This window comes from Thioclava marina (genome assembly GCF_002020135.1).
In the GTDB taxonomy this organism is placed as follows: Bacteria; Pseudomonadota; Alphaproteobacteria; order Rhodobacterales; family Rhodobacteraceae; genus Thioclava; species Thioclava marina.
Genome location: NZ_MPZS01000002.1, coordinates 821,916 through 842,620 on the forward strand (window position 1 = coordinate 821,916; position 20,705 = coordinate 842,620).

The following is a 20,705-nucleotide window of genomic DNA, read 5'->3' on the forward strand; positions in this document are numbered from 1 at the left end:
CTAGCCCGCCTCTCCCAGTTTCGGCGCGGGTCTCGGATCGGCAAGCGGCGTCTCCGAAAAGCGGATCGGCGTGCGGATGCCGGGGATGCCCTCGGCCTCGATCCGCATCCCGCGCGCCTGAACCTGCGGATCGGCGAAGACCTGATCGACGGAGTTGATCGGGCCAGCGGGGACGGTCGCTTGCTCCAGCGCGGCGAGCAGATCGGCACGCGGCCATTGCGCGAGCGCGGGCAGGAGGTCGGCGCGCAGGGCCTCGCGATTGGCCACGCGAGCTTCATTCGTCGCGAAATCGGGGTTGGTGGCAAGGTCGAGGCCCAGCACCTCGCAAAGCCGCTGGAACTGACCGTCATTGCCGACCGCAAGGATCAGATCGCCATCCTTGGCGCTGACCACCTCGTAGGGCGCGATATTGGGATGGGCATTGCCGAGGCGTCGCGGCGCGTTCCCGGTTGCAAGGAAGTTCATCCCCTGATTGGCGAGCACGCCCACCGCACAGTCGAGCAGCGCCATATCGACGAGCTGGCCGCGCTCGGTGCGCGCCCGCGCCGCCAGCGCCGCCTGAATCCCGATCACCGCATAGAGGCCGGTGAAGAGATCGGCGAAGGCCACGCCCACCTTCTGCGGCTGGCCGTCGGGATCGCCGGTCAGGTCCATCCAGCCCGCCATCCCCTGGATCAGGAAGTCATAGCCCGCGCGGGGCGCATAGGGCCCGTCCTGACCGAAGCCGGTGATCGAGCAATAGACGAGGCGGGGATTGATCGCAGAGAGGCTCTCGTAATCGAGGCCGTATTTCTTGAGCCCTCCGAGCTTGAAATTCTCGATCACCACATCGGCGTCTTTCACCAGATCACGCACGATCTGCTGGCCTTCCTCGGTGCGAAAGTCGGCAATGACCGAGCGCTTGCCGCGATTGGTGGCGTGGAAATAGGCGGCCGACCGGCCCTCCGGCCCGTCGCCCTCGCGGGCGATGAAGGGTGGGCCCCAGCGGCGGGTATCGTCGCCTTCGGGGGCCTCGACCTTGATCACCTCTGCGCCGAGATCGGCGAGCACCTGACCGGCCCAGGGACCAGCCAGAATCCGCGCCAGCTCGACGACCTTCACACCTTCGAGCGGGGCCATCAGAAGAAGGCCTGCAGGCCCGTTTGCGCGCGGCCCAGGATCAGCGCGTGGACGTCATGGGTACCCTCGTAGGTGTTGACCGTCTCGAGGTTGACCATGTGGCGGATCACCTGAAACTCGCCCGAGATGCCGTTGCCGCCATGCATGTCGCGGGACATCCGCGCGATATCCAGCGCCTTGCCACAATTGTTGCGCTTGATGAGCGAGATCATCTCGGGGGCGGCATCGGCTGCGTCCATCAGGCGGCCGACTTGCAGTGCCGCCTGCAGGCCCAGCGTGATCTCGGTCTGCATATCGGCGAGCTTCTTCTGGAACAGCTGCGTCTGCGCGAGCGGCTTGTCGAACTGCTTGCGGTCGAGCCCGTATTGGCGCGCTGCGTGCCAGCAGAACTCGGCCGAACCCAGCACTCCCCAGGCGATGCCGTAGCGGGCGCGGTTGAGGCAGCCGAACGGGCCCTTGAGCCCTTCGACATGCGGAAGCAGCGCGTCTTCCCCGACCTCGACGCCCTCCATCACGATCTCGCCGGTGATCGAGGCGCGCAAGGACAGCTTGTTGCCGATCTTCGGCGCGCTTAGCCCCTTCATGCCCTTCTCCAGCACGAAGCCACGGATCTTGCCGCCATGGGCTTCGGATTTTGCCCAGACCACGAAGACATCCGCGATCGGCGAGTTGGTGATCCACATCTTCGAGCCGATGAGGCGATAGCCGGTTGCGGTCTTCTCGGCGCGGGTCTTCATGCCCGCCGGGTCCGAGCCCGCGTCCGGTTCGGTGAGACCGAAACAGCCGATCCATTCGCCGGTCGACAGCTTGGGGAGGTATTTCCGCCGCTGCTCTTCCGAGCCATAGGCGTAGATCGGATACATCACGAGGCTGGACTGCACCGACATCATCGAGCGGTAACCGCTGTCGACGCGCTCGATCTCGCGCGCGATCAGACCGTAGGACACATAGCCCGCACCAAGCCCGCCATATTCCTCGGGGATCGTCGCCCCCAAAAGGCCCATCTCGCCCATCTCGCGGAAGATCGCGGGGTCGGTGCTTTCCTCGGCATAGGCGTCGATCACGCGCGACTGGAGCTTGTCCTGCGCATAGGCGCGGGCCGCATCGCGCAGCATCCGCTCGTCTTCGGTGAGCTGGCTTTCCAGACGCAGCGCATCATCCCAGATGAACTTGCCCAGATCGGGGGCGTCCTTGGCTTTGATGGTCGGGCGGTCGGTCATGGCGATCCTCGGGCGTTGAAACTCTTTGGCGGGACTTTAGGGATCGGGGCGCACCGCGCAAACGATTAAATTTGCGATATTGATGAGTTTTGCGCATGTTATTGACTGAGACCAGACGGATAATCCCAGACCATGCGCAAGAACTACACCCCCACGATCAACGAGTTGCAGGCCTTCGCCGCCTGCGCGCGGCTCGGCACGACGACACGGGCTGCGGCAGAGCTGAACCTGACGCAATCGGCGGTGTCGCGCTCGCTCGGGACGCTCGAGGAACGGCTGGGCGTGGCGCTGTTCGACCGGGTCCGCAAGCGGCTTGTGCTTTCGCCTGCGGGTCAGGTTTTCTTGGCGCAAGCCGAGGATATTCTGGGCCGGATCGACACGGCGGCGATGGGGGCGATGGCCTTCGGCGGCGCGCAAGCGGTGCTGCGGATGGCGGTGCTGCCGAGCTTTGCGCGCAGCTGGCTGATCCCGCGGCTCGCGGGCTTCGAGGCGGCGCAGCCGCAGGTAAGCCTCGATCTGAGCGCGCGCCTGCTGCCCGTCGATTTCGAGCGTGACCCGTTCGACCTCGCGATCATGCGTTCAAGGCATGAACAGGTTGGCGCGGAGATCGAAAGTCTCGTCGCCGAGGAACTGATCGTGGTGGCCGCGCCGCATTTGATGGCGGGGCGCGAGGCGCTGGATGACGAGGCCGTTCTGGACCTACCGCTGTTGCAGCAATCGACGCGGCCGACGCTCTGGCTCGACTGGTTTCGTGAAAGCGGACGGGACGCCCGGCGCATCCTGCGCGGCGCGCGGTTCGATCATTTCGACATGATCCTCGACGCGGCGAGCGCAGGGATGGGGCTCGGGCTGGTGCCCGCGATCATCGCGCAAGGGGCGCTGGTCTCGGGGCGACTGGTGCAGGCCACGCCGCGCCGGTTCGCGACCGGCGAAAGCTACGCGCTGATCCTGCCCGAGCGCGCGCGGGAGGCGCCGCATGTGAGCGCCTTCCGCGATTGGCTGCGCGCCGAGATCGGCGCCTAGTCGAAGATGACGACCTGCCGGATCGCCTCGCCCGCTGCGAGCCGCTCGAAGCCCTCGTTGATTTCTTCGAGCTTCAGACGATGGGTCATCAGTTCCGGGATCGGAAGCTGCCCCTGCACCATCATCTGCGCGAAACGCGGAATGTCGCGGACCGGCACACAAGACCCCATGTAAGAGCCCTTCAGCGCGTGCTCGTTCGCAGTGAGCGACACGGCCGGGATCTTGAATTCGGCCTGCGGATTCGGCAGGCCCGCCGTGACGGTTGTGCCGCCCCGCCGGGTGATCGCATAGGCGAATTGCAGCGCCGGGACCGCACCAGCCAGTTCCACCGCAAGATCGACGCCACCGCCGGTGAGGTCGCGCAGTTTTTGCACCGCACCCTCTTCGGTCGGGTTGATGGCATGGGTCGCGCCAAGTTTCAGAGCGAGGTCGCGCTTGTCCTTGGCCAGATCGACGGCAACCACCGTGCGCGCTCCCGCCGCGATCGCGCCCAAGAGCCCCGCTAGGCCCACACCGCCCAGCCCCACGACCGCGCAGCTTTGCCCGGTCTTGAGCCCACCCGAGTTCAGCACAGCACCAACCCCCGTCAGCACCGCGCAACCCAGAAGGGCGGCCTGATCAAGCGGGATGGATTTGTCGATCTTCACGCAGGAGGCCTCGGACACCACGGCGTAATCGGAAAAGGCCGAGACGCCGATATGGTGGTTCACAGGATTGCCCCCGACCGAGATGCGTTTCGATCCTGTGATGAGCGCGCCTTTACCGGCCGCGACGGCGGCAGGCTCGCACAGCGCGGGGCGGCCTTCAGCGCAGGGTACGCAATGGCCGCAGGAGGGTGCGAAAACCAGAACGACGTGATCGCCGGGCGCGAAACGGGTGACATAAGGGCCGACCGCCTCGACCACGCCTGCCGCCTCATGGCCCAACGCCACGGGCATGTCGCGCGGGCGGTCGCCGTTGATCACCGAGAGATCGGAATGGCACAGGCCCGCCGCAGCCATCTTGATCAGCAGCTCTCCCGGACCGGGATCGTCCAGTTCGGCCTCCACGATTTCCAGCGGCTTGCTGTCGGTATAGGGGCGCGCCTTGCCCATCTCGCGCAAGAGTGCGATCCGCGTCTTCATCTCCGGCTCCTCCCAAAGCGGTTTCGCGCAGCTTGGGAAAGTTCGCCGGAAGTGTCCATGCCTCCTGTCGGAGAGAGTCAGCCGATCACGGTAAAGGGATCGGTGAGAGGGTATTCCTCGAGGTTCGCGGTGTCCCCGATCCGGTCGATGACGGCGAAGAGGCCGGGTGCGGCCAGCGGGGTCAGGACACCGTGCCATGTGCCGCGATGCAGGTTGATCGCCTGCGCTCCATTGGTGAGAAAGGCCCGAGGCTGCCCCGGTTTGCCGTCATCATCGGGGGCGACAATGACGAGAAACGGATCGGCGCTCATCGGGATGAAGGCCTGAGAGCCCTCGGGATGGCGCTCGAGCAGATCGCAGAGATAGGGCAGCGAACGGGGCTCGGCCTTAAAGATCGAGATCCCGGCGCGGCCCCCGGTCTCGGGCCCGAAATCGAGGCACGCCCGGTCGTGGTAACGCCCACAGAGCCCGGCATTGATGATCTTGTCGGGCGCACCGGTTGCGTCGAGCACATCGCCGAAGGGGGCGAAGGCCTGAAGCGTGAGGGGGTCTGCTTTGATCTGCATCGCGTGCCTTCGGTTTCGGGCGGGGCAAGGGGGCGTCGCCCCCTCGGGCTTGCGCCCTCACCCCCGGGATATTTTCGTCAAGAAGAAGCCTCAGCCCGGGAAGGGCGATCCGAGCTTCGGATGGCGGTTCACATCCTTGTAAAGCAGGTAGCGGAACGGCCGACGGCCCGCGGCGTAGCAGGCTTGCGGACAAAACGCGCGCAGCCACATGAAATCGCCCTCTTCGACCTCGATCCAGTCCTGGTTGAGCAGGTAGACGCCGCGGCCTTGCAGCACGTAGATGCCGTGTTCCATCACGTGGGTTTCCGCGAAGGGGATCGTGCCGCCCGGCATGAAGGTGACGATATTCACATGCATGTCGTGGCGCAGATCATCGGGATCGACGAAGCGCGAGGTCGACCAGTAGCCCGAGGTATTGGGCATTTCCTGCGGCGGCTTCTCATGATCGGCGGTAACGAAGCTGTCGGGCGCGTCGATACCCGCCACGCGCTCGTAGCGCTTGCGGACCCAGATGAAGGTCGCGGGGGTGTCATGGTCATTTGCGACCGACCATTTCGCACCGGGCGCGAGATAGGCGTATCCGCCCGGCTCCAACTCGTTGCCGATGCCATTGATCACGAGGCGCATGTGGCCTGCAAGCAGCAAGATCACGCCCTCGCCGTCCGGATCGGGTTCGGGATCCTCCGAACCGCCGCCCGGAGCGACCTCAACGATCAGCTCGGCGAAGGTCTCGGCAAATCCCGACAGCGGGCGGGCAAGCACCCAGGCGCGGGTCTTCTCCCAGCCGGGCAACAGCGAGATGGTGATATCGGAGAGAACCCCGCGCGGAATCACCGCATAGGAGGTGTTGAACTGGGCGCGCTCACGGGCACGCTGGTTCTGGTCGGGCAGGCCTCCGGTGGGAGCGTAATATGTGTATTCCATCAAAGATCCATGGCGTTCAGGCGATGCCACGCGATCCGCTCGACCTGGCGACAGGCCTCGGCGAATTCCGTGTCGCGGTCCTGATCCAGACGGCGGCGGAAGGCGTGGAGGATTGATGCCTTCGTATTGTCTTTTACCGCGATGATGAAGGGGAAACCGAATTTTTCGGTGTAGGCCGTGTTGAGACCCTCGAAGGTGGCCCGTTCTTCATCGGTCAGCGCATCGAGCCCCGCGCTCGCCTGCTCGGCGGTGCTCTCGGCGGTGAGGCGTTTTGCCTGCGCGAGCTTGCCCGCGAGATCGGGATGCGCGGAAAGCACGCCGAGACGTTCGGACTCGCTGGCCGAGCGGAAGACGCGCGCGAGCGCGGAGGCCATGCCCTCGACCGCGTCATGGGCCGGGCCGAGCTCGAGATCGAAGGCGCGCTGAGCGATCCACGGAGAGTGCTCGTAGATTGATCCGAAGACCTCGACGAAACGGTCGCGGCTCATCTGGCTCGGACGTTCGCGCCGCCTGTGGGGATGGGTCGCGGCCCAATGCGCGGCGATCTCGCCACGGGTCGCGAACCAGACGCCTTCATGCGAAAGAGCGTAATCGAGGAAGCGTTTCAGTCCTGCAACCTTGCCGGGCCGTCCGATCAGGCGATTATGCAAGCCGACCGAGAACATCTTCGGCGCGCCTTCCAACCCCTCGGCATAGAGTGTGTCGAAGCTGTCCTTGAGATAAGTGAAGAACTGCTCGCCCTCGATATAGCCCGGTGCCGTGGCGAAACGCATGTCGTTGGCTTCGAGCGTGTAGGGGATCACCAGCTGGTCGCGATCGCCGACTTCGAGCCAGTAGGGAAGATCGTCATCATAGGTGTCCGAGATCCAGTCGAACCCGCCCTCTTCGGCGGTCAGGCGCACGGTGTTGGCAGAACAACGACCGGTGTACCAGCCGCGTGGGCGCTCACCGACGACCTCGGTGTGCAGGCGGATCGCCTCGACGATCTGGCTGCGCTCGTCCTCTTCGGCCATGTCCTTGTGCTCGACCCATTTGAGGCCGTGAGACGCGATCTCCCAGCCCGCCTCCTTCATGGCCGCGACCTGTTCGGGGGCGCGGGCGAGCGCGGTGGCGACGCCATAGATGGTCAGCGGTACGCTCAGCCCGGTGAAGAGCCGGTGCAGCCGCCAGAACCCGGCGCGCGCGCCGTATTCGTAAATCGATTCCATGTTCCAGTGGCGCTGGCCGGGCCATTGCGCCGCGCCCGCAATATCCGACAGGAACGCCTCCGAGGCGGCATCCCCGTGCAGGACGCAATTCTCGCCGCCCTCTTCGAAATTGAGCACCATCGAGATCGCGACACGTGCACCGCCGGGCCATCGCGGATCGGGAGTGGTGCGGCCATAGCCGCGCAGATCGCGGGGGTAGCGGGTCATCGGGAGGCTCCAATTCTGTCGAACATCGACAGGAAAGAGCAAAATTCAGGAAAGGGAAAGGGGGACTGACCTATCCGGCCTCTCTCAAACCGCGGCAATAGTCGCCTGTACCGCCTTCTGCCACGCACCGTAACGCGCTTCACGCGCGGCCTCCTCCATCTGCGGGGTGAAGTTACGGTCGAGCGCCCAGGAGGTCGCGAACTCGTCGGGTTCGGGGCAGAGACCCGCCTTGTAGCCCGCGAGCCAGGCCGCGCCGAGCGCCGTTGTCTCGAGAACCTTCGGGCGATCCACGGGCGCACCGAGAATATCCGACAGGAACTGCATCGCCCAGTCCGACGCCGTCATGCCGCCATCGACACGCAAGGTTGGCCGCGCATCGTCGGACCAGTCGGCCTGCATCGCCTCCAGCAAATCGCGGGTCTGGAAACCGACCGATTCAAGCGCTGCACGGGCAAACTCGGCGGGGCCGGAATTGCGGGTCAGGCCGAAGACCGCTCCACGGCAATCGGGGTTCCAATAAGGCGCGCCGAGGCCGGTAAAGGCGGGCACGATGATCACCTCCTGCTCGGGGTCGGCGGCTTCCGCGAGGCTTTGCGTGTCGCCCGCCGACTCGATGATCTTCAGCCCGTCGCGCAACCATTGCACCACCGCGCCCGCAATGAAGATCGAGCCTTCGAGCGCGTAGGTGACCTTGCCGTCGAGCTGATAGGCGATGGTCGTCAGAAGCCGGTTTTCCGAGCGCACCATCTGATCGCCCGTGTTGAGCAGTGCGAAACAGCCCGTGCCATAGGTCGATTTCAGCATCCCCGGCTTGAAACAGGCCTGCCCCACGGTCGCGGCCTGCTGATCGCCCGCGACGCCGAGGATCGGGATTTCGACGCCGAAGTGGCCGGGGTCGGTCACACCGAACTCGGCGGCGCAGTCCTTGACCTCGGGCAGCATCCCAATCGGCACGCCGAGCTTTTCCGCGATGGTCGTCGACCAGCGCCCCTTGGCGATGTCGTAAAGCATCGTGCGTGCGGCGTTGGTGGCGTCGGTCGCATGTGCCTTGCCGCCGGTTAGCTTCCAGATCAGCCAGCTGTCGATCGTGCCGAAGGCGAGCTTGCCCGCCTCGGCGGCCTCACGCGCGCCCTCGACGTTTTCCAGAAGCCAGCGCAGCTTGGTGGCCGAGAAATAGGGATCGACCAGAAGGCCGGTGCGAGATGTGACCACCTCTTCGAATCCGTCTTCGCGCAGGTCGCGACAATAGTTGGCGGTGCGTCGATCCTGCCAGACGATGGCGTTATGGATCGGCTGGCCCGTCTCGCGGTCCCAGACGACGGTCGTCTCGCGCTGATTGGTGATGCCGATCCCGGCGATATCGGACGCCGCGATCCCGGCCGTCTCGATTGCCTCGCGCGAGGTCGCCAGCACGCTCTCCCAGATCTCGGTCGCGTCGTGTTCGACCCAACCGGAATGCGGGAAATGCTGTGTGAATTCCTGTTGCGCGGAGGCGAGAGGCGTCAGAGCGGCATCAAACACGATCGCGCGCGAGGACGTGGTGCCCTGATCGATTGCCAGAATATACCCCATGCGCTCCTCCCCCTTGCCGTGTCAGCCCGCGTGCTCCTCCAGCCACGCGGAGACAGAGTTGACCTGATCGGCGTCGAGCCGCAAGCCCAGCTTCGTGCGCCGCCAGATCACGTCCTCGACCTTACGCGCCCATTCCTTGTCCACCAGCCAGCGCAGCTCGGCCTCGGTCAGCGTCGCGCCGAAATCTCGGCCCAGATAGTCGCGGGTCTTGGCCGCACCAAGGATAGCCCAAGCCTCGGTGCCGTAATGGCGGATCATTCGCTCCGCCCATTTGCGATCCACGAAGGGGTAGTCCTGCGAAAGCTTGGCGATCTTCGCGCCGACCTCCTCGGGGGCGAAATCGCCGCCCGGCAGATGCGCGTCTTTCGTCCACGGTCCGCCCATTCCCGGCAGGTGCGGACGGAGCTTGGCAAGCGCATGCTCGGCCAGGCGCCGATAGGTCGTGATCTTGCCGCCGAAGACATGCAGCGCCGCGGGCTGACCTGCGGGCGCGTCGAGCGAAAGCACATATTCGCGCGTCGCCGCCGTGGCCGAACTCGCCCCGTCTTCATAGAGCGGGCGCACGCCGGAATAGGTCCAGACGACATCGTCGGCCGTGACCTCTTCCTTGAAATATTGCGAGGCGAAATCGCACAGGTAATCGCGTTCTTCTTCGGTGCATTCGGCAGTCAACGGCGAGCCCTCATGCGCGGCCTCGGTCGTGCCGATCAGGGTGAAGTCCTGCTCGTAGGGAATGGCAAAGATGATCCGCCCGTCCGAGCCCTGGAAGAAATAGCATTTGTCGTGATCGTAGAGCTTGCGGGTCACGATGTGGCTGCCGCGCACGAGGCGGACATGCTCACGGCTGGCGCTGGCCATCGTACCTTTCAAAATCTGCTCGACCCAGGGGCCGCCCGCATTGACCACCGCGCGGGCGAGATGCTCCTCGCGCCCGTTCGGGCCTTCGGTTGTGACGATCCAGTGGCCGCCGTCGCGGCGTGCCTCGATCACCTTGGTGCGCACCCGAATATCGGCACCGCGCGCCTCGGCATCGCGCGCGTTTAGCACCACAAGCCGCGCATCCTGCACCCAGCCATCCGAATATTCGAACGCATGCACGAACTCGTCCTTGAGCGGCGCGCCCTCGGGGCTGCCCCGCAGATCAAGCCGTTTCGTTCCCGGCAGCAGGTGCTGCCCGCCCAGGTGATCGTAGAGAAACAGGCCCGAGCGGATCATCCAGGACGGGCGCTTGCCCTTCATCCAGGGCATCACGGTCGAAAGCATCTTGGATACGGGTGTATCGCTCTCGAAGCGCATATTGGCGCTGTAGGGCAAAACGAAACGCATCGGCCAGGAGATATGCGGCATTGCGCGGATCAGCACCTCGCGCTCGCTGAGCGCCTCGCGTACAAGGTTGATCTCGAGATATTCGAGATAACGCAGCCCACCGTGGAAAAGCTTGGTCGAGGCCGAGGACGTCGCCTGCGCCAGATCGCCCATCTCGGCCAGCCTCACCCGCAAGCCGCGGCCCGCCGCGTCGCGCGCGATCCCGCAACCGTTCACGCCCCCGCCGATCACGAAGAGGTCCACCGCGTCCGTTCTTGCCGTCATCTTTCCGTCTCCTGCATGCCCTAGCAAAGGGATGCGACTCGTTCGTCAATGTTCGCTTTCTCTAATATAGAAAATTTTCGCGCATTTTCGAGCGAATTTCGCGCAACGTTTCGATGACAGTCACGCGACGAAAACGACCGCCATACCCTTGGCGGCCGTTCGTCTCGACGCTGGAGCCGGAGAGGTCGCGCGTCAAGCGCGCGAGGCCTTCATCATCCAGATTTCCTTCTCGTGCCATTCCAGCCGATCGGTGAGTACGCCCGCCGAGACCTCGTCGCCCGCCTCCTGCGCGGTGGTGATCGCGTCGCGCAACTTCGCGGCCAGCGCGCCATGCGCCGAGATCAGCGCATCGACCATCGCCTCGGCCGATTGGGCACGCGCGGGGGCATCCCCGGCCAGCGTCGTCAGCTCCGAGAGCGTGCCCGGCGCATAGGCCCCGAGGCAGCGGATCCGCTCGGCAATCTCGTCGAGCGCTTCCCAGAGGTTTTGATATTGCTCTTCAAAGAGCGCGTGGAACTGGCGGAATTGCGGCCCCTCGACATTCCAGTGATAGCCGTGGGTCTGGACGTAAAGGCCGAAGGTCTGGCCCAGAATATTGGTCATGCTGTCGATATTGGCTTGCTGGCTCATGGCGAGCTCCTCCTTGGGCGGACTAGACCCCGGCGGCGTACCGCCGGGGTGTTCGGATCAGATCTGACGGGTCGAAAAGTACCAGTCGACCGTGTTGTAGCCCTCACCGGCGCGGGCTTGCGCGGCTTCCGGCGTGGCCGGCGTCGGGACGATCACTTCGTCACCCGGCTTCCAGTTCTCCGGCATCGCGCATTTGTGCTCTTCGGCAGTCTGGAGCGCGACCAGGAGACGGTAGATCTCGTCGATCGAACGGCCCGCGACCATCGGGTAGTAGACCATGGCGCGCAGCACGCCGTTGGGGTCGATGATGAAGGTTGCGCGCACCGCCGAGGTGTCCGACGCGCCCGGCTGGATCATGCCGTAAGCCTGCGCCACGGTCATCGAGAGGTCGGCGATGATCGGGAATTTGATCTCGGTCCCGAACTTCTCCTTGATGTTGAGCATCCAGGCGATGTGCGAGTAGTGGCTGTCGATCGAGAGACCCAGCAGCTCGGTATTGCGCGCTTCGAATTCGTCCTGCTTCTTCGCGAAGGCGATGAATTCGGTGGTGCAGACCGGTGTGAAGTCGGCCGGGTGCGAGAACAGGATCAGCCACTTGCCCTTGTAGTCCTCGAGGGTCTTCTGGCCGTGGGTCGTGGGCGCGTCGAAAGCCGGTGCGGGGGCATTCAGCTGCGGCATTTTGGGTTGGGTCACTTCGGTCATGTTCGTCTCCATCTGTCTTGCGCGTTTCGTGTTCGCTGTTTCGATGAGAGAGATTTAGAGTATGGCCAGTGATAGCTGAAATTGATTATAATGATCTCTGTTATAGAGGTTTTCGATAATGCTTCCGCTCCTCACTCTGCGCCAGCTGCGCTTTCTGACGGCCATCGCCGACGAGCTGAATTTCTCCCGTGCCGCCGAGAGCTGCTTCGTGACCCAGCCCACCTTGTCGGCCGGGCTGAAGGAGCTTGAAGACCGGCTGGGCGTGCAGCTGGCCGAGCGCACCAAGCGGTCAGTCCTCCTGACGCCGATCGGGGCCGAGATTGCCGAACGGGCGCGCGCTGTGCTGCTCGCCGCGCGCGAGATCGAGGATCTGGCGGCAACACAACGCGCGCCCGAAGGCGGCGATCTGCGGCTCGGCGCGATCCCGACGATCGGGCCTTATCTCATCCCGCGGGCGCTCCCCGAGATCCGCCAACGCTTCCCCGATCTGCGGCTCCTTCTACGCGAAGAGATGACCGAGAGCCTGCTTGACGGGCTGCAAACCGGACGACTCGATCTGATCCTCTTTGCAAAACCCTTCGACATCCCCGGCATCGAGGTGATGGAGCTGTTCGACGACGGCTATCACCTCGCCGCGCCACCCGGCAGCTTCGGCCCCTCACCCGTCAGCGGCGATCAGCTTGACGGTGCGCGGCTGATGCTGCTCGAGAAGGGGCACTGTCTGCAACGCCACGCGCTCTCGGCCTTCCCCGATCGCGACATCGAGCAGGATGACAGTTTCTCCGCGACCTCGCTTGCCACGCTGATCTCGATGGTGAGCGAGGGGCTGGGCATCACGCTGCTGCCCAATCTCGCGCTCGATGCAGGAGTCATCGGCGGGCAGGAGATCGCCATTGCGCCCCTGCCCGATGCCTGCCCGCGCCGGGTCGTGCTCGGATGGCGCGGCACCTCGGCCAAGGCGGCTCTCTTTCGCGAGCTGGGCGATCTGCTGCGCCGTACCCGCGCGGGGATGTGATCAGAGAATGACACGGGGTTGAAACCGGCCCGGAAACCTCCAGCGAAGGGACGGATTTCCGCCCACCGGTCGCGATCGAGAAACGCCGCAAACCGGCATCGTTCAGAAGAAGGGGGGGCCGAATCGATCCAGCCCGCGGCAGAGGAAATCCGTCCGATTCTCCCCTCGCTCGCCCCGGTTCTCTCTCGACTCGGCAAGCGCCCCGCAATCAGGTCGAACCAGAAAAGCTCGTTTCGAGCCGGATGCCATGTCGGGATTTTCAAACATAAAACCAAAGACTTGTCTAAAAGCCTCGCGGCCATCGTCTGTCGACAACCTCAAAAAATCCTTCAGCAAAATGTGCCGCGCGAGCCGAAAAAGCTGCGCGTAGCTTCGCGCTCATGTCATGCTGGCCCCGCACCAATCACGTCCTTGTGACTTTCGGGGGAACGGGAATGATCATCGATGACGCGACGATGCTGTGCATCGGCCTGCCCACCGGTGTTCGCGCGGAGATCCTTCCTTATGGCGCGACACTGCACAGCCTCAAAGTGCCCGATAGAGCGGGCACGCTGAAAAATGTGCTCGTCGGCCTGCCCAATCCCGCCGCATATCAGCGACAGCGCAGCTTTCGTGGTGCAACGATCGGACGCTTCGCCAATCGCATAACCGAAGCGCGTTTCACGCTCGACGGTGAGCGCTACGAGTTGAGTGCAAACGAGTCCCCCAACTGTCTGCATGGCGGCGCAGACGGATTCGACCGCCGCAAGTGGGAAGTTGTCGCGCATTGGATGAGCGCGCTCACGCTTCGGCTTGAAAGCCCCGACGGCGATCAGGGCTTTCCGGGTGAATTGAGCATCGAGGCCGATTTCGCGCTAACCCCGCCGGCGACACTGAGCATCACCTATCGTGCGACGGTGACGCGCGCCTGCCCGGTCTCGATCACTTCGCATGGGTTCTACAACCTCGCGGACGGAGGGCAGATCGGCGATCACCTGCTGCAAATTTCTGCGCAGCATTATTTGCCGGTCGACGACGCACGTCTTCCCGAAAGCACACCGCAAACAGTCTCGGGAACAGAGTTCGATTTTCGCGAAGAGCGCCCTTTGCTGCACGGCGAGGGGACCGGTTACGATCATTGCTTCTGCCTTGAGCCGAGCGAGAGCCTGCGCGAAGTCGCGGTGCTATACGCTCCGGAAACCGGGCGCGAGATGAGGGTGTCGAGCGATCAACCCGGCTTGCAGCTCTACACCGATGCGCAATCCGGCATGCCGTCCGGTGTTTGCCTCGAGCCGCAATCCTGGCCTGACGCGCCGAACCATCCGGATTTCCCGAATGCGATCCTTCGCCCCGGGGAGGCCTATTTGAACCGGATGAGGTTCGCGTTTTCGACGCGCGAAAAGTAATCGCCTATTTTCTGAATTTTCCTGAAAAAGGAAAAACAACCTACATGGGGCGGATGAGCAGAGGCTCGTCCAGCCGTCTCCCGGGCTGGGACGTCGGCTCTGGCCACGGAGCGCGAATGACACGGCCATCTGGATGCGCTTGCTGGCCCTGCTGGCACTTGCGCTCTACATGGCGCGCAAGGCCAACCACATGGCCGACAGATCAATCCCGGAGGAGCCCATGCCGCAGATCACTCTCAACCGTCGTTCTCTGGGCATTGGCCCCGAGGTCTCCGAGTTGTGCCTCGGGACGATGATGTTCGGCGCGCAAACCGAGCCCGCGATGGCCGAAGACATGATCGCGCGCTTCGCCGAGGCCGGCGGCCGTTTCATCGACACCGCCGATGTGTATGCCGACGGGCGCAGTGAAGAAATCGTCGGGCGTGCCATCGCAGCCCGACGCGACGATTGGTTCCTTGCGACCAAGGTGGGCAACAAGCTGGCCGGGCAGCCCGATAGCGGCGGGCTGTCGGGGCGCTGGATCGCCGAGGGGCTCAAGCGCAGCCTCGACCGGCTCGGCACCGAGACGATCGACCTCTACTATCTGCATCGCGACGACGAGACGACACCGCTCGAAGAGGTGATCGAGGCGCTGGGGCTGGCGCTCGAAGACGGCAAGATCCTTCACTGGGGCTTTTCCAATTTCCGCGCGTGGAAAATCGCCGAGATGATCCGCATCGCCGACCGGTTGGGCGTGGCGCGTCCGCTCGCGGCGCAGCCCTATTATCACGCGCTCTATCGTCTGGCCGAGATCGACTACCTGCCCGCCTGTGCGCATTTCGGCATCGGCGTCGTACCCTATTCGCCGCTCGCGCGTGGGGTGCTGACCGGCAAATATGTCGGCGGCATTCCCGAAGGCTCGCGCGCGGCCCGCGGGGATCGGCGCATCACCGAGACAGAGTTCCGCCCCGACCTTCTCGCCGCCGCCGAGCGCGTCGATGCCCATGCCCGCGCGAGCGGCCGCCGCACCGCCGATCTCGCGGTCCGCTGGGTTCTGGAAAACCGGATCGTGTCGAGCGTGCTGATCGGGCCGAAGTCGCCCGAGCAGCTTGAAGCCTATCTCAGCGGGCCCGGCACCGACTACACCGCCGAGGACGAAACTTTCATCGAGGGCATCGTGCCTGTGGGGGCGGTGGTGGGGAATTATGCCGACCCGGCCTATCCGTTCCGCGGAAGAGTCACGCCGTTGCGCGACGCTTGAACCCGCTCAGTCGCGCGGGGCCGCGGCACGCCGCAGCCGATCGTTGATGGCGCGCCCCAACCCGGTTTCGGGGATCGGCGCGAAGGCCAGCGTGGCCGCCCCGCGCCTGCGCGCCATCGCATCGCCCTCGCGCAGCATCGCGAAGAGGTTGGACGCCGCCTCGGTCACGTCGCCGGCGGGCGAGAGATTCAGGTCGGCCCCCGCGCAATCCGCGCCAAAGCCGATCCAGATCTCGTCCGGGCGTGGCTGCACTGCCTCCAATCGCACCGCCGCCCCGGGCGCGTAATGGGATTTCAGCTGCCCCGGCGCGTTGGGCTTCGACGCATCGCCGCCGATCGGCAAGGGCGCGCCCAGCACCGCTTCCAGCTCCTCCGCCGCAATTCCGCCGGGCCGCAGCAGCGCGGGCGGATCGAGCGAGAGGATCGTCGATTCGACGCCTACCTCGCAGGGCCCGCCATCGAGCACCGCCGCGATCTTGCCCGACAACCCGTCGAGCACATGCTGCGCCGTGGTCGGGCTGATCTTGCCGGACGGGTTCGCCGAGGGCGCCGCAATCGGCCCGCCGAACGCCTTCAGGAGCGCGCGCGCGACCGGATGCGCGGGCAGACGGATCGCCACCGTGTCATGACCGGCCGTCACCAGCTCCGAGAGGCCCGAATCCGCGCGCAACGGCAGCACCAGGGTCAACGGCCCCGGCCAGAACCGCTCCGCGATCGCGCGCGCGGCGTCCGAGACGACCGCGATCTCCTCGACCGCCTCAAGCGAGGGGAGATGCACGATCAACGGATTGAAGCGCGGCCGACCCTTCGCGGCAAAGATCTCGGCAACGGCGCGATCGTTGCGCGCATCGCCTGCAAGCCCGTAAACCGTCTCTGTCGGCATTGCGACAAGCGCGCCTGCGCGCAGCAGCTCCGCGGCCCTGGCGAAGCCCGTCGTATCGGGGGCAAGGAGAAGGGTTTCGGTGCTCATACAGTCGTGACGCAGCGTTGGAGTTGAAGGGGGCTGCCCTTGCGGTAGGGTAAAATCAACCTGACAGGACATAGACGCGTCGGCTGCAATTGCCAAGCCGCCCGGAGGAGACCCATGAGCTACCGTTCCCCCGTTAACGACATCCGTTTCATTCTCGATCATGTCGTCCCGCTCGCCCCCGTGGCCGAGACCGAAATGTTCGCCGAGGCGACCCCCGACATGGTCGAGGCGATCCTGACCGAGGGCGGCAAGCTCTGCGACGAGGTGATCGCGCCCACGAACCGTGACGGCGACCTGACGCCGACGAAGCTCGAGAATGGTGTCGTGCGCTCGGCGCCCGGCTTCAAGGAAGCCCTTCAGGCGCTGGCCGAGGGCGGCTGGGTCGGCATCGCGGCCGATCCCGAATATGGCGGGATGGGCCTGCCGCAGGCGATCAACGTGGGCTTCAACGACATGCTCTCGGGGGCGAACCTGTCGCTCCAGCTCAACCCGCTGCTGTCGCAGGGCCAGATCGAGGCGCTCGAGCATCACGCCTCCGACGAGATCAAGGCGCTCTACCTGCCCAAGCTGATCTCGGGCGAATGGTCGGGCACGATGAACCTGACCGAGCCGCAGGCGGGCTCGGATGTGGGCGCGCTGCGCACCAAAGCCGAACCCAATGGCGACGGCACCTATGCGATCACCGGGCAGAAAATTTTCATCACCTGGGGCGATTCCGATGTGGTGAGCAATGTCTGCCATCTGGTGCTCGCGCGCCTGCCCGATGCGGCACCGGGCACGAAGGGGATCAGCCTCTTCATGGTGCCGAAGTTCCTTCCCGACGAGAACGGCAATCCGGGCGTCGCGAACTCGCTCAAGGTGGTCTCGCTCGAGCACAAGCTGGGCATCCACGGCTCGCCCACCTGCGTGATGAGCTATGAGGGCGCGACCGGCTGGATGGTCGGCGGCGAGCACAAGGGCATGGCAGCGATGTTCACGATGATGAACAATGCGCGGCTGAACGTGGGCGCACAGGGGATCGGCGTGGCCGAGGCCGCTTATCAGAAAGCGCTCGAATACGCCAAGGACCGCGTGCAGTTCACCCCGATCGTCGAACATGCCGACGTGCGCCGGATGCTGACCGAGATGAAGGCCGAGATCTTCGCGGCGCGCTCGATCGCGCTGGCCTGCGGCGTGGCGATCGACATGGGTCGGGCAACCGGCAAGGAGAGCTGGCAGGCGCGCGCCGCCCTCCTGACCCCGATCGCGAAGGCCTATGGCACCGATATGGGCATCCGGGTGACTAACACCGGCGTCCAGATCCACGGCGGCATGGGCTATATCGAGGAAACGGGCGCGGCCCAGTTCGCCCGCGATGTGCGCATCACCGCGATCTACGAAGGCACGAACGGCATCCAGGCGATGGATCTCGTGGGCCGCAAGATGATGGATGACGGCGCGGCGGCCTTCCGCCTCCTGCAAGAGATCGAGGACGAGGCGCGCGGCGCGCGCGAGGCCTTCCCCGTTCTGGCCGAGGATGTCTGGCAGGCGGCCGAGGCGCTGCGCGAGCATACCGAATGGTTGATCGGGCAAGGCATGCAGGACCGCTTCGCGGGCGCCGTGCCCTATCTCGACGCCTTCGCGCGTGTGCTGGGGGGCTATTACCACCTCCGCGCGGCGATGGCCGAGGGCCGCAATTCCGCGCGCGGCCATCTCGCGGCCGTTTACATCCGCCGCCTGATGCCGATCTACGCGGCCTCGCTTGCCGAGGCGAAGGAAGGGGCCGAGGGGCTCTACGCGCTGTCGGTCGAAGACCTCGAGGCATGAGGGGCGAGAGCGCCGGCATTCGCTACCCCTGGGCGGACCCGCCCGGGACCGGCGAGGCGATCGAGGTGGCACCGGGCGTACTCTGGCTGCGCCTGCCGCTGCCGATGGCGCTCGATCACGTCAATTGCTTCGCGCTTGAGGAGGGCGATGGCTGGACGCTGGTCGATCCCGGCATCGACACGCGCAAATGCCGCGCGGCGCTGCAAAGCGCGATGGACGGGCCGCTTGCGGGCAAGCCCGTCACCCGCGTTCTGGTGACGCATTACCATCCCGACCATATCGGGCTTGCGGGCTGGCTTCAGTCCCAGGGTGCGGAGTTGATCACGACCCGCACCTCTTGGCTGTTCGCGCGGATGCTGCAACTCGACCCGCAGGATCAGCCCGTGGCGGAAACGCTCGCCTATTATCGCGCGGCGGGGATGGACCCTGCACTGCTGGAGAAGCGCGCCAATGAGCGCCCTTTCAACTTCGCCGATTGCGTGCACCCGCTGCCGCTCGGCTTCACCCGGATCAGCGAGGGCGACGAGATCACGCTGGGCGGGCGGCGCTGGGTCGTGCGCATGGGCGACGGGCACGCGCCGGAACACGCGACGCTGTGGAGTCTCGATGACGATCTCGTTCTGGGTGGCGATCAGCTCCTGCCCTCGATCTCGGCCAATCTGGGTGTCTATGCGACCGAACCCGAGGCCGATCCGCTGAGCGACTGGCTGACTTCCTGCGCGCGCTTCGCCGAGCTCGCGGAGGATCGCCACCTCGTCCTGCCGGGCCACAAATTGCCCTTCACAGGGCTGCCCTTGCGACTGCGCCAGATGATCGAGAACCACGAGGGCGCGCTCAAACGCCTGCGCAAGCATCTCGCGGCACCGCGCACCGCTTGCGACTGCTTCCCGCCGCTTTTCAAGCGCCAGATCGACGAGGGGACTTATGGCCTCGCGATGGTCGAGGCGATGGCGCATCTCAATCATCTTTGGCACAAAGGAGAGATCAGCCGCACTCTGCGTGAGGACGGCGCATGGATCTGGAGCCTGAGATGACCGAGATACGCACCACCGCCGAAGCGCAGGAAGAAGCCGCCCTGCCGCGTGCGAAAGTGGTGCATACGGCGGCAGATGCACCCGAGACGGCCGAGGTCAAACCCCTCCCGCCCGAGCTCACCCGCGAGCCGCCCGAAGACAAGAGCCCTGCGCAATGGGCCTATGAGCGCGTGTTGCTCTATATTCAGAATTTCGAGGAGCAGCTCAAGGAAGACGAGGAAGTCGTGCTCGGCCTGACCGGCGGCGAGGCCGGGGTGCTCCAGATCGAGGGGATCGGCTTTTTCGATCCCGACATCCTTACCTTCTACGGCACCGACGAATATGGCGCGCGCACGCAGCTCATCCAGCACGTGAACCAGCTCAACGTGATGCTGATTGCCCAGCCGAAGCTGCCCGAGGACGAGGCTCCGCGCAGGATCGGCTTCCGTCTCGCACGTGCTTTGGAAGAAGAAGGGCCTTCAGGCAAACAGGACAGGTGACAGGCGCGCAAGGCTCGGCTAGGTTTTCGTCAGGGAGAATGGCGCAACAGGGAGTACGCGCGATGGCCGACTACAAGCCGGGCAATATGGATATCCGTGTCCAGGAAAGAACATTCGCAGGATTTGTGCGCTTCGTCACAGTTGCGGTTATTGTGATCCTCTGCTTTCTGGTGTTTCTCGCTCTTGTGAACGGCTGACGCAACCGGCGCAGCTGGAAAGAGACACGCTCAGAACGGGAGATCGGGCAGATGATGCGCCTGCTTCTCGTCTGCCTGATGCTGCCGCTTCTGCTGGCCGGCTGTGGTGCAGACGACATTTATGCCTCGGATGCCGAGGTAGCCAAGTTTCGCTACGTTTCCGAAGAGCCGCCCTCGCTGACGCTTTACACGGTGATCAGCACCAATACGGGTGCGGGTGGCCATTCGGCGCTCATGATCAACGGGCGCGAACGGATCATCTTCGATCCGGCCGGCACGTGGAATCACCCCTGGGCGCCCGAGCGCAACGACGTGCATTTCGGCATCACCGAGAAGATGCGGAAATTCTATATCGACTACCACGCCCGCGAGAGCTGGTATGTGCGCGCCCAGACGATCCCTCTGACCATGGCCGAGGCCGATCAGCTGATGGCGCGGGTCGAGCGCAACGGCTCGGTCAACAAGATGATGTGCGCGGATTCGGTCTCGAGTGCGCTGCGCGACATGCCGTGGCTGCACGACAAGATCCCCTTCACCTTCTCGCCGATCAAGCTGTCGAAAGCCTTCGGAGAACTGCCCGGCGCGGTGACGAAGGATCACTACGACAACGACCCGGACGACAATTCGGGCGTGCTTTTGATCCAGCAAGAGCCCTATCGCCACGGCGAGACGGCGTTCAACCAGTGATCTGAGCC

At 64.8% G+C, this 20,705-nt stretch carries 20 protein-coding genes; 9 read left to right on the top strand and 11 right to left on the bottom strand.

Annotated elements, in window-relative coordinates; translation table 11 throughout:
• Positions 1–1,119, bottom strand: a complete 1,119-nt coding sequence (locus BMG00_RS14110) for a CaiB/BaiF CoA transferase family protein (protein WP_078529119.1) — start codon at positions 1,117–1,119, stop codon at positions 1–3.
• A complete protein-coding gene (locus tag BMG00_RS14115) occupies positions 1,119–2,339 on the bottom strand; it encodes an acyl-CoA dehydrogenase (RefSeq protein ID WP_078574764.1) in 1,221 nt (406 codons plus the stop codon). The genes BMG00_RS14110 and BMG00_RS14115 overlap by 1 nt, the downstream gene beginning before the upstream one ends.
• 132 nt (positions 2,340–2,471) lie before the next feature.
• Between BMG00_RS14115 and BMG00_RS14120 the strand changes: the two genes are divergently transcribed.
• Positions 2,472–3,362, top strand: coding sequence for a LysR substrate-binding domain-containing protein (locus BMG00_RS14120; RefSeq protein ID WP_078574765.1), 891 nt, complete (start codon positions 2,472–2,474; stop codon positions 3,360–3,362).
• On the opposite strand, the gene BMG00_RS14125 is transcribed toward BMG00_RS14120, so the two are convergent.
• From BMG00_RS14125 to BMG00_RS14160, 8 genes are all read right to left on the bottom strand, one after another.
• Complete coding sequence (locus tag BMG00_RS14125) at positions 3,359–4,486, bottom strand: zinc-dependent alcohol dehydrogenase family protein (RefSeq protein ID WP_078529114.1); 1,128 nt, start codon at positions 4,484–4,486, stop codon at positions 3,359–3,361. The genes BMG00_RS14120 and BMG00_RS14125 overlap by 4 nt on opposite strands.
• Before the next feature lie 77 nt (positions 4,487–4,563).
• Complete coding sequence (locus BMG00_RS14130) at positions 4,564–5,052, bottom strand: ureidoglycolate lyase (protein WP_078574766.1); 489 nt, start codon at positions 5,050–5,052, stop codon at positions 4,564–4,566.
• 90 nt (positions 5,053–5,142) lie between these two features.
• Positions 5,143–5,979 (bottom strand): bifunctional allantoicase/(S)-ureidoglycine aminohydrolase, encoded by an 837-nt coding sequence (locus BMG00_RS14135; RefSeq protein WP_245795050.1) that lies wholly within the window; start codon positions 5,977–5,979, stop codon positions 5,143–5,145.
• Positions 5,976–7,391: an allantoinase PuuE gene (gene puuE / locus BMG00_RS14140; protein WP_078574767.1), complete on the bottom strand. Its 1,416-nt coding sequence runs from the start codon at positions 7,389–7,391 to the stop codon at positions 5,976–5,978. The genes BMG00_RS14135 and puuE overlap by 4 nt, the downstream gene beginning before the upstream one ends.
• Before the next feature lie 84 nt (positions 7,392–7,475).
• A complete protein-coding gene (gene glpK / locus BMG00_RS14145; protein WP_078529106.1) occupies positions 7,476–8,963 on the bottom strand; it encodes a glycerol kinase GlpK in 1,488 nt (495 codons plus the stop codon).
• A gap of 21 nt (positions 8,964–8,984) precedes the next feature.
• Positions 8,985–10,553: a glycerol-3-phosphate dehydrogenase gene (gene glpD / locus BMG00_RS14150; protein ID WP_078574768.1), complete on the bottom strand. Its 1,569-nt coding sequence runs from the start codon at positions 10,551–10,553 to the stop codon at positions 8,985–8,987.
• A gap of 192 nt (positions 10,554–10,745) precedes the next feature.
• Entirely contained in the window at positions 10,746–11,183 is a 438-nt protein-coding gene (locus BMG00_RS14155) for a Dps family protein (protein WP_078574769.1), read from the bottom strand.
• A 57-nt stretch (positions 11,184–11,240) separates the two neighbouring features.
• Complete coding sequence (locus BMG00_RS14160) at positions 11,241–11,885, bottom strand: peroxiredoxin (RefSeq protein ID WP_078529100.1); 645 nt, start codon at positions 11,883–11,885, stop codon at positions 11,241–11,243.
• Positions 11,886–12,003: 118 nt separating this feature from the next.
• Between BMG00_RS14160 and BMG00_RS14165 the strand changes: the two genes are divergently transcribed.
• The 3 genes from BMG00_RS14165 to BMG00_RS14175 all read left to right on the top strand — a co-directional run bounded on the left by BMG00_RS14165 (position 12,004) and on the right by BMG00_RS14175 (position 15,525).
• Complete coding sequence (locus BMG00_RS14165) at positions 12,004–12,900, top strand: hydrogen peroxide-inducible genes activator (RefSeq protein WP_078574770.1); 897 nt, start codon at positions 12,004–12,006, stop codon at positions 12,898–12,900.
• A 455-nt stretch (positions 12,901–13,355) separates the two neighbouring features.
• A complete protein-coding gene (locus tag BMG00_RS14170) occupies positions 13,356–14,285 on the top strand; it encodes an aldose epimerase family protein (protein WP_158521741.1) in 930 nt (309 codons plus the stop codon).
• A gap of 133 nt (positions 14,286–14,418) precedes the next feature.
• Positions 14,419–15,525: an aldo/keto reductase gene (locus BMG00_RS14175; RefSeq protein ID WP_211274140.1), complete on the top strand. Its 1,107-nt coding sequence runs from the start codon at positions 14,419–14,421 to the stop codon at positions 15,523–15,525.
• A gap of 6 nt (positions 15,526–15,531) precedes the next feature.
• Here the strand turns inward: BMG00_RS14175 and BMG00_RS14180 are convergent, their stop codons facing one another.
• On the bottom strand, positions 15,532–16,494 hold the full coding sequence (locus tag BMG00_RS14180) for an L-threonylcarbamoyladenylate synthase (RefSeq protein WP_078574772.1): 963 nt from the start codon (positions 16,492–16,494) through the stop codon (positions 15,532–15,534).
• A gap of 114 nt (positions 16,495–16,608) precedes the next feature.
• Here BMG00_RS14180 and BMG00_RS14185 point away from each other — a divergent pair, with 114 nt between their 5' ends.
• The 5 genes from BMG00_RS14185 to BMG00_RS14205 all read left to right on the top strand — a co-directional run bounded on the left by BMG00_RS14185 (position 16,609) and on the right by BMG00_RS14205 (position 20,697).
• Positions 16,609–18,300, top strand: coding sequence for an acyl-CoA dehydrogenase (locus BMG00_RS14185; RefSeq protein WP_078574773.1), 1,692 nt, complete (start codon positions 16,609–16,611; stop codon positions 18,298–18,300).
• Positions 18,297–19,334 (top strand): MBL fold metallo-hydrolase, encoded by a 1,038-nt coding sequence (locus BMG00_RS14190; RefSeq protein ID WP_078529090.1) that lies wholly within the window; start codon positions 18,297–18,299, stop codon positions 19,332–19,334. The genes BMG00_RS14185 and BMG00_RS14190 overlap by 4 nt, the downstream gene beginning before the upstream one ends.
• On the top strand, positions 19,331–19,813 hold the full coding sequence (locus BMG00_RS14195) for a DUF6173 family protein (protein ID WP_078529088.1): 483 nt from the start codon (positions 19,331–19,333) through the stop codon (positions 19,811–19,813). The genes BMG00_RS14190 and BMG00_RS14195 overlap by 4 nt, the downstream gene beginning before the upstream one ends.
• A 62-nt stretch (positions 19,814–19,875) precedes the next feature.
• Entirely contained in the window at positions 19,876–20,010 is a 135-nt protein-coding gene (locus BMG00_RS14200; RefSeq protein ID WP_078529086.1) for an aa3-type cytochrome c oxidase subunit IV, read from the top strand.
• A 51-nt stretch (positions 20,011–20,061) separates the two neighbouring features.
• A complete protein-coding gene (locus BMG00_RS14205; protein WP_245795041.1) occupies positions 20,062–20,697 on the top strand; it encodes a hypothetical protein in 636 nt (211 codons plus the stop codon).
• Positions 20,698–20,705 lie beyond the last annotated feature (8 nt).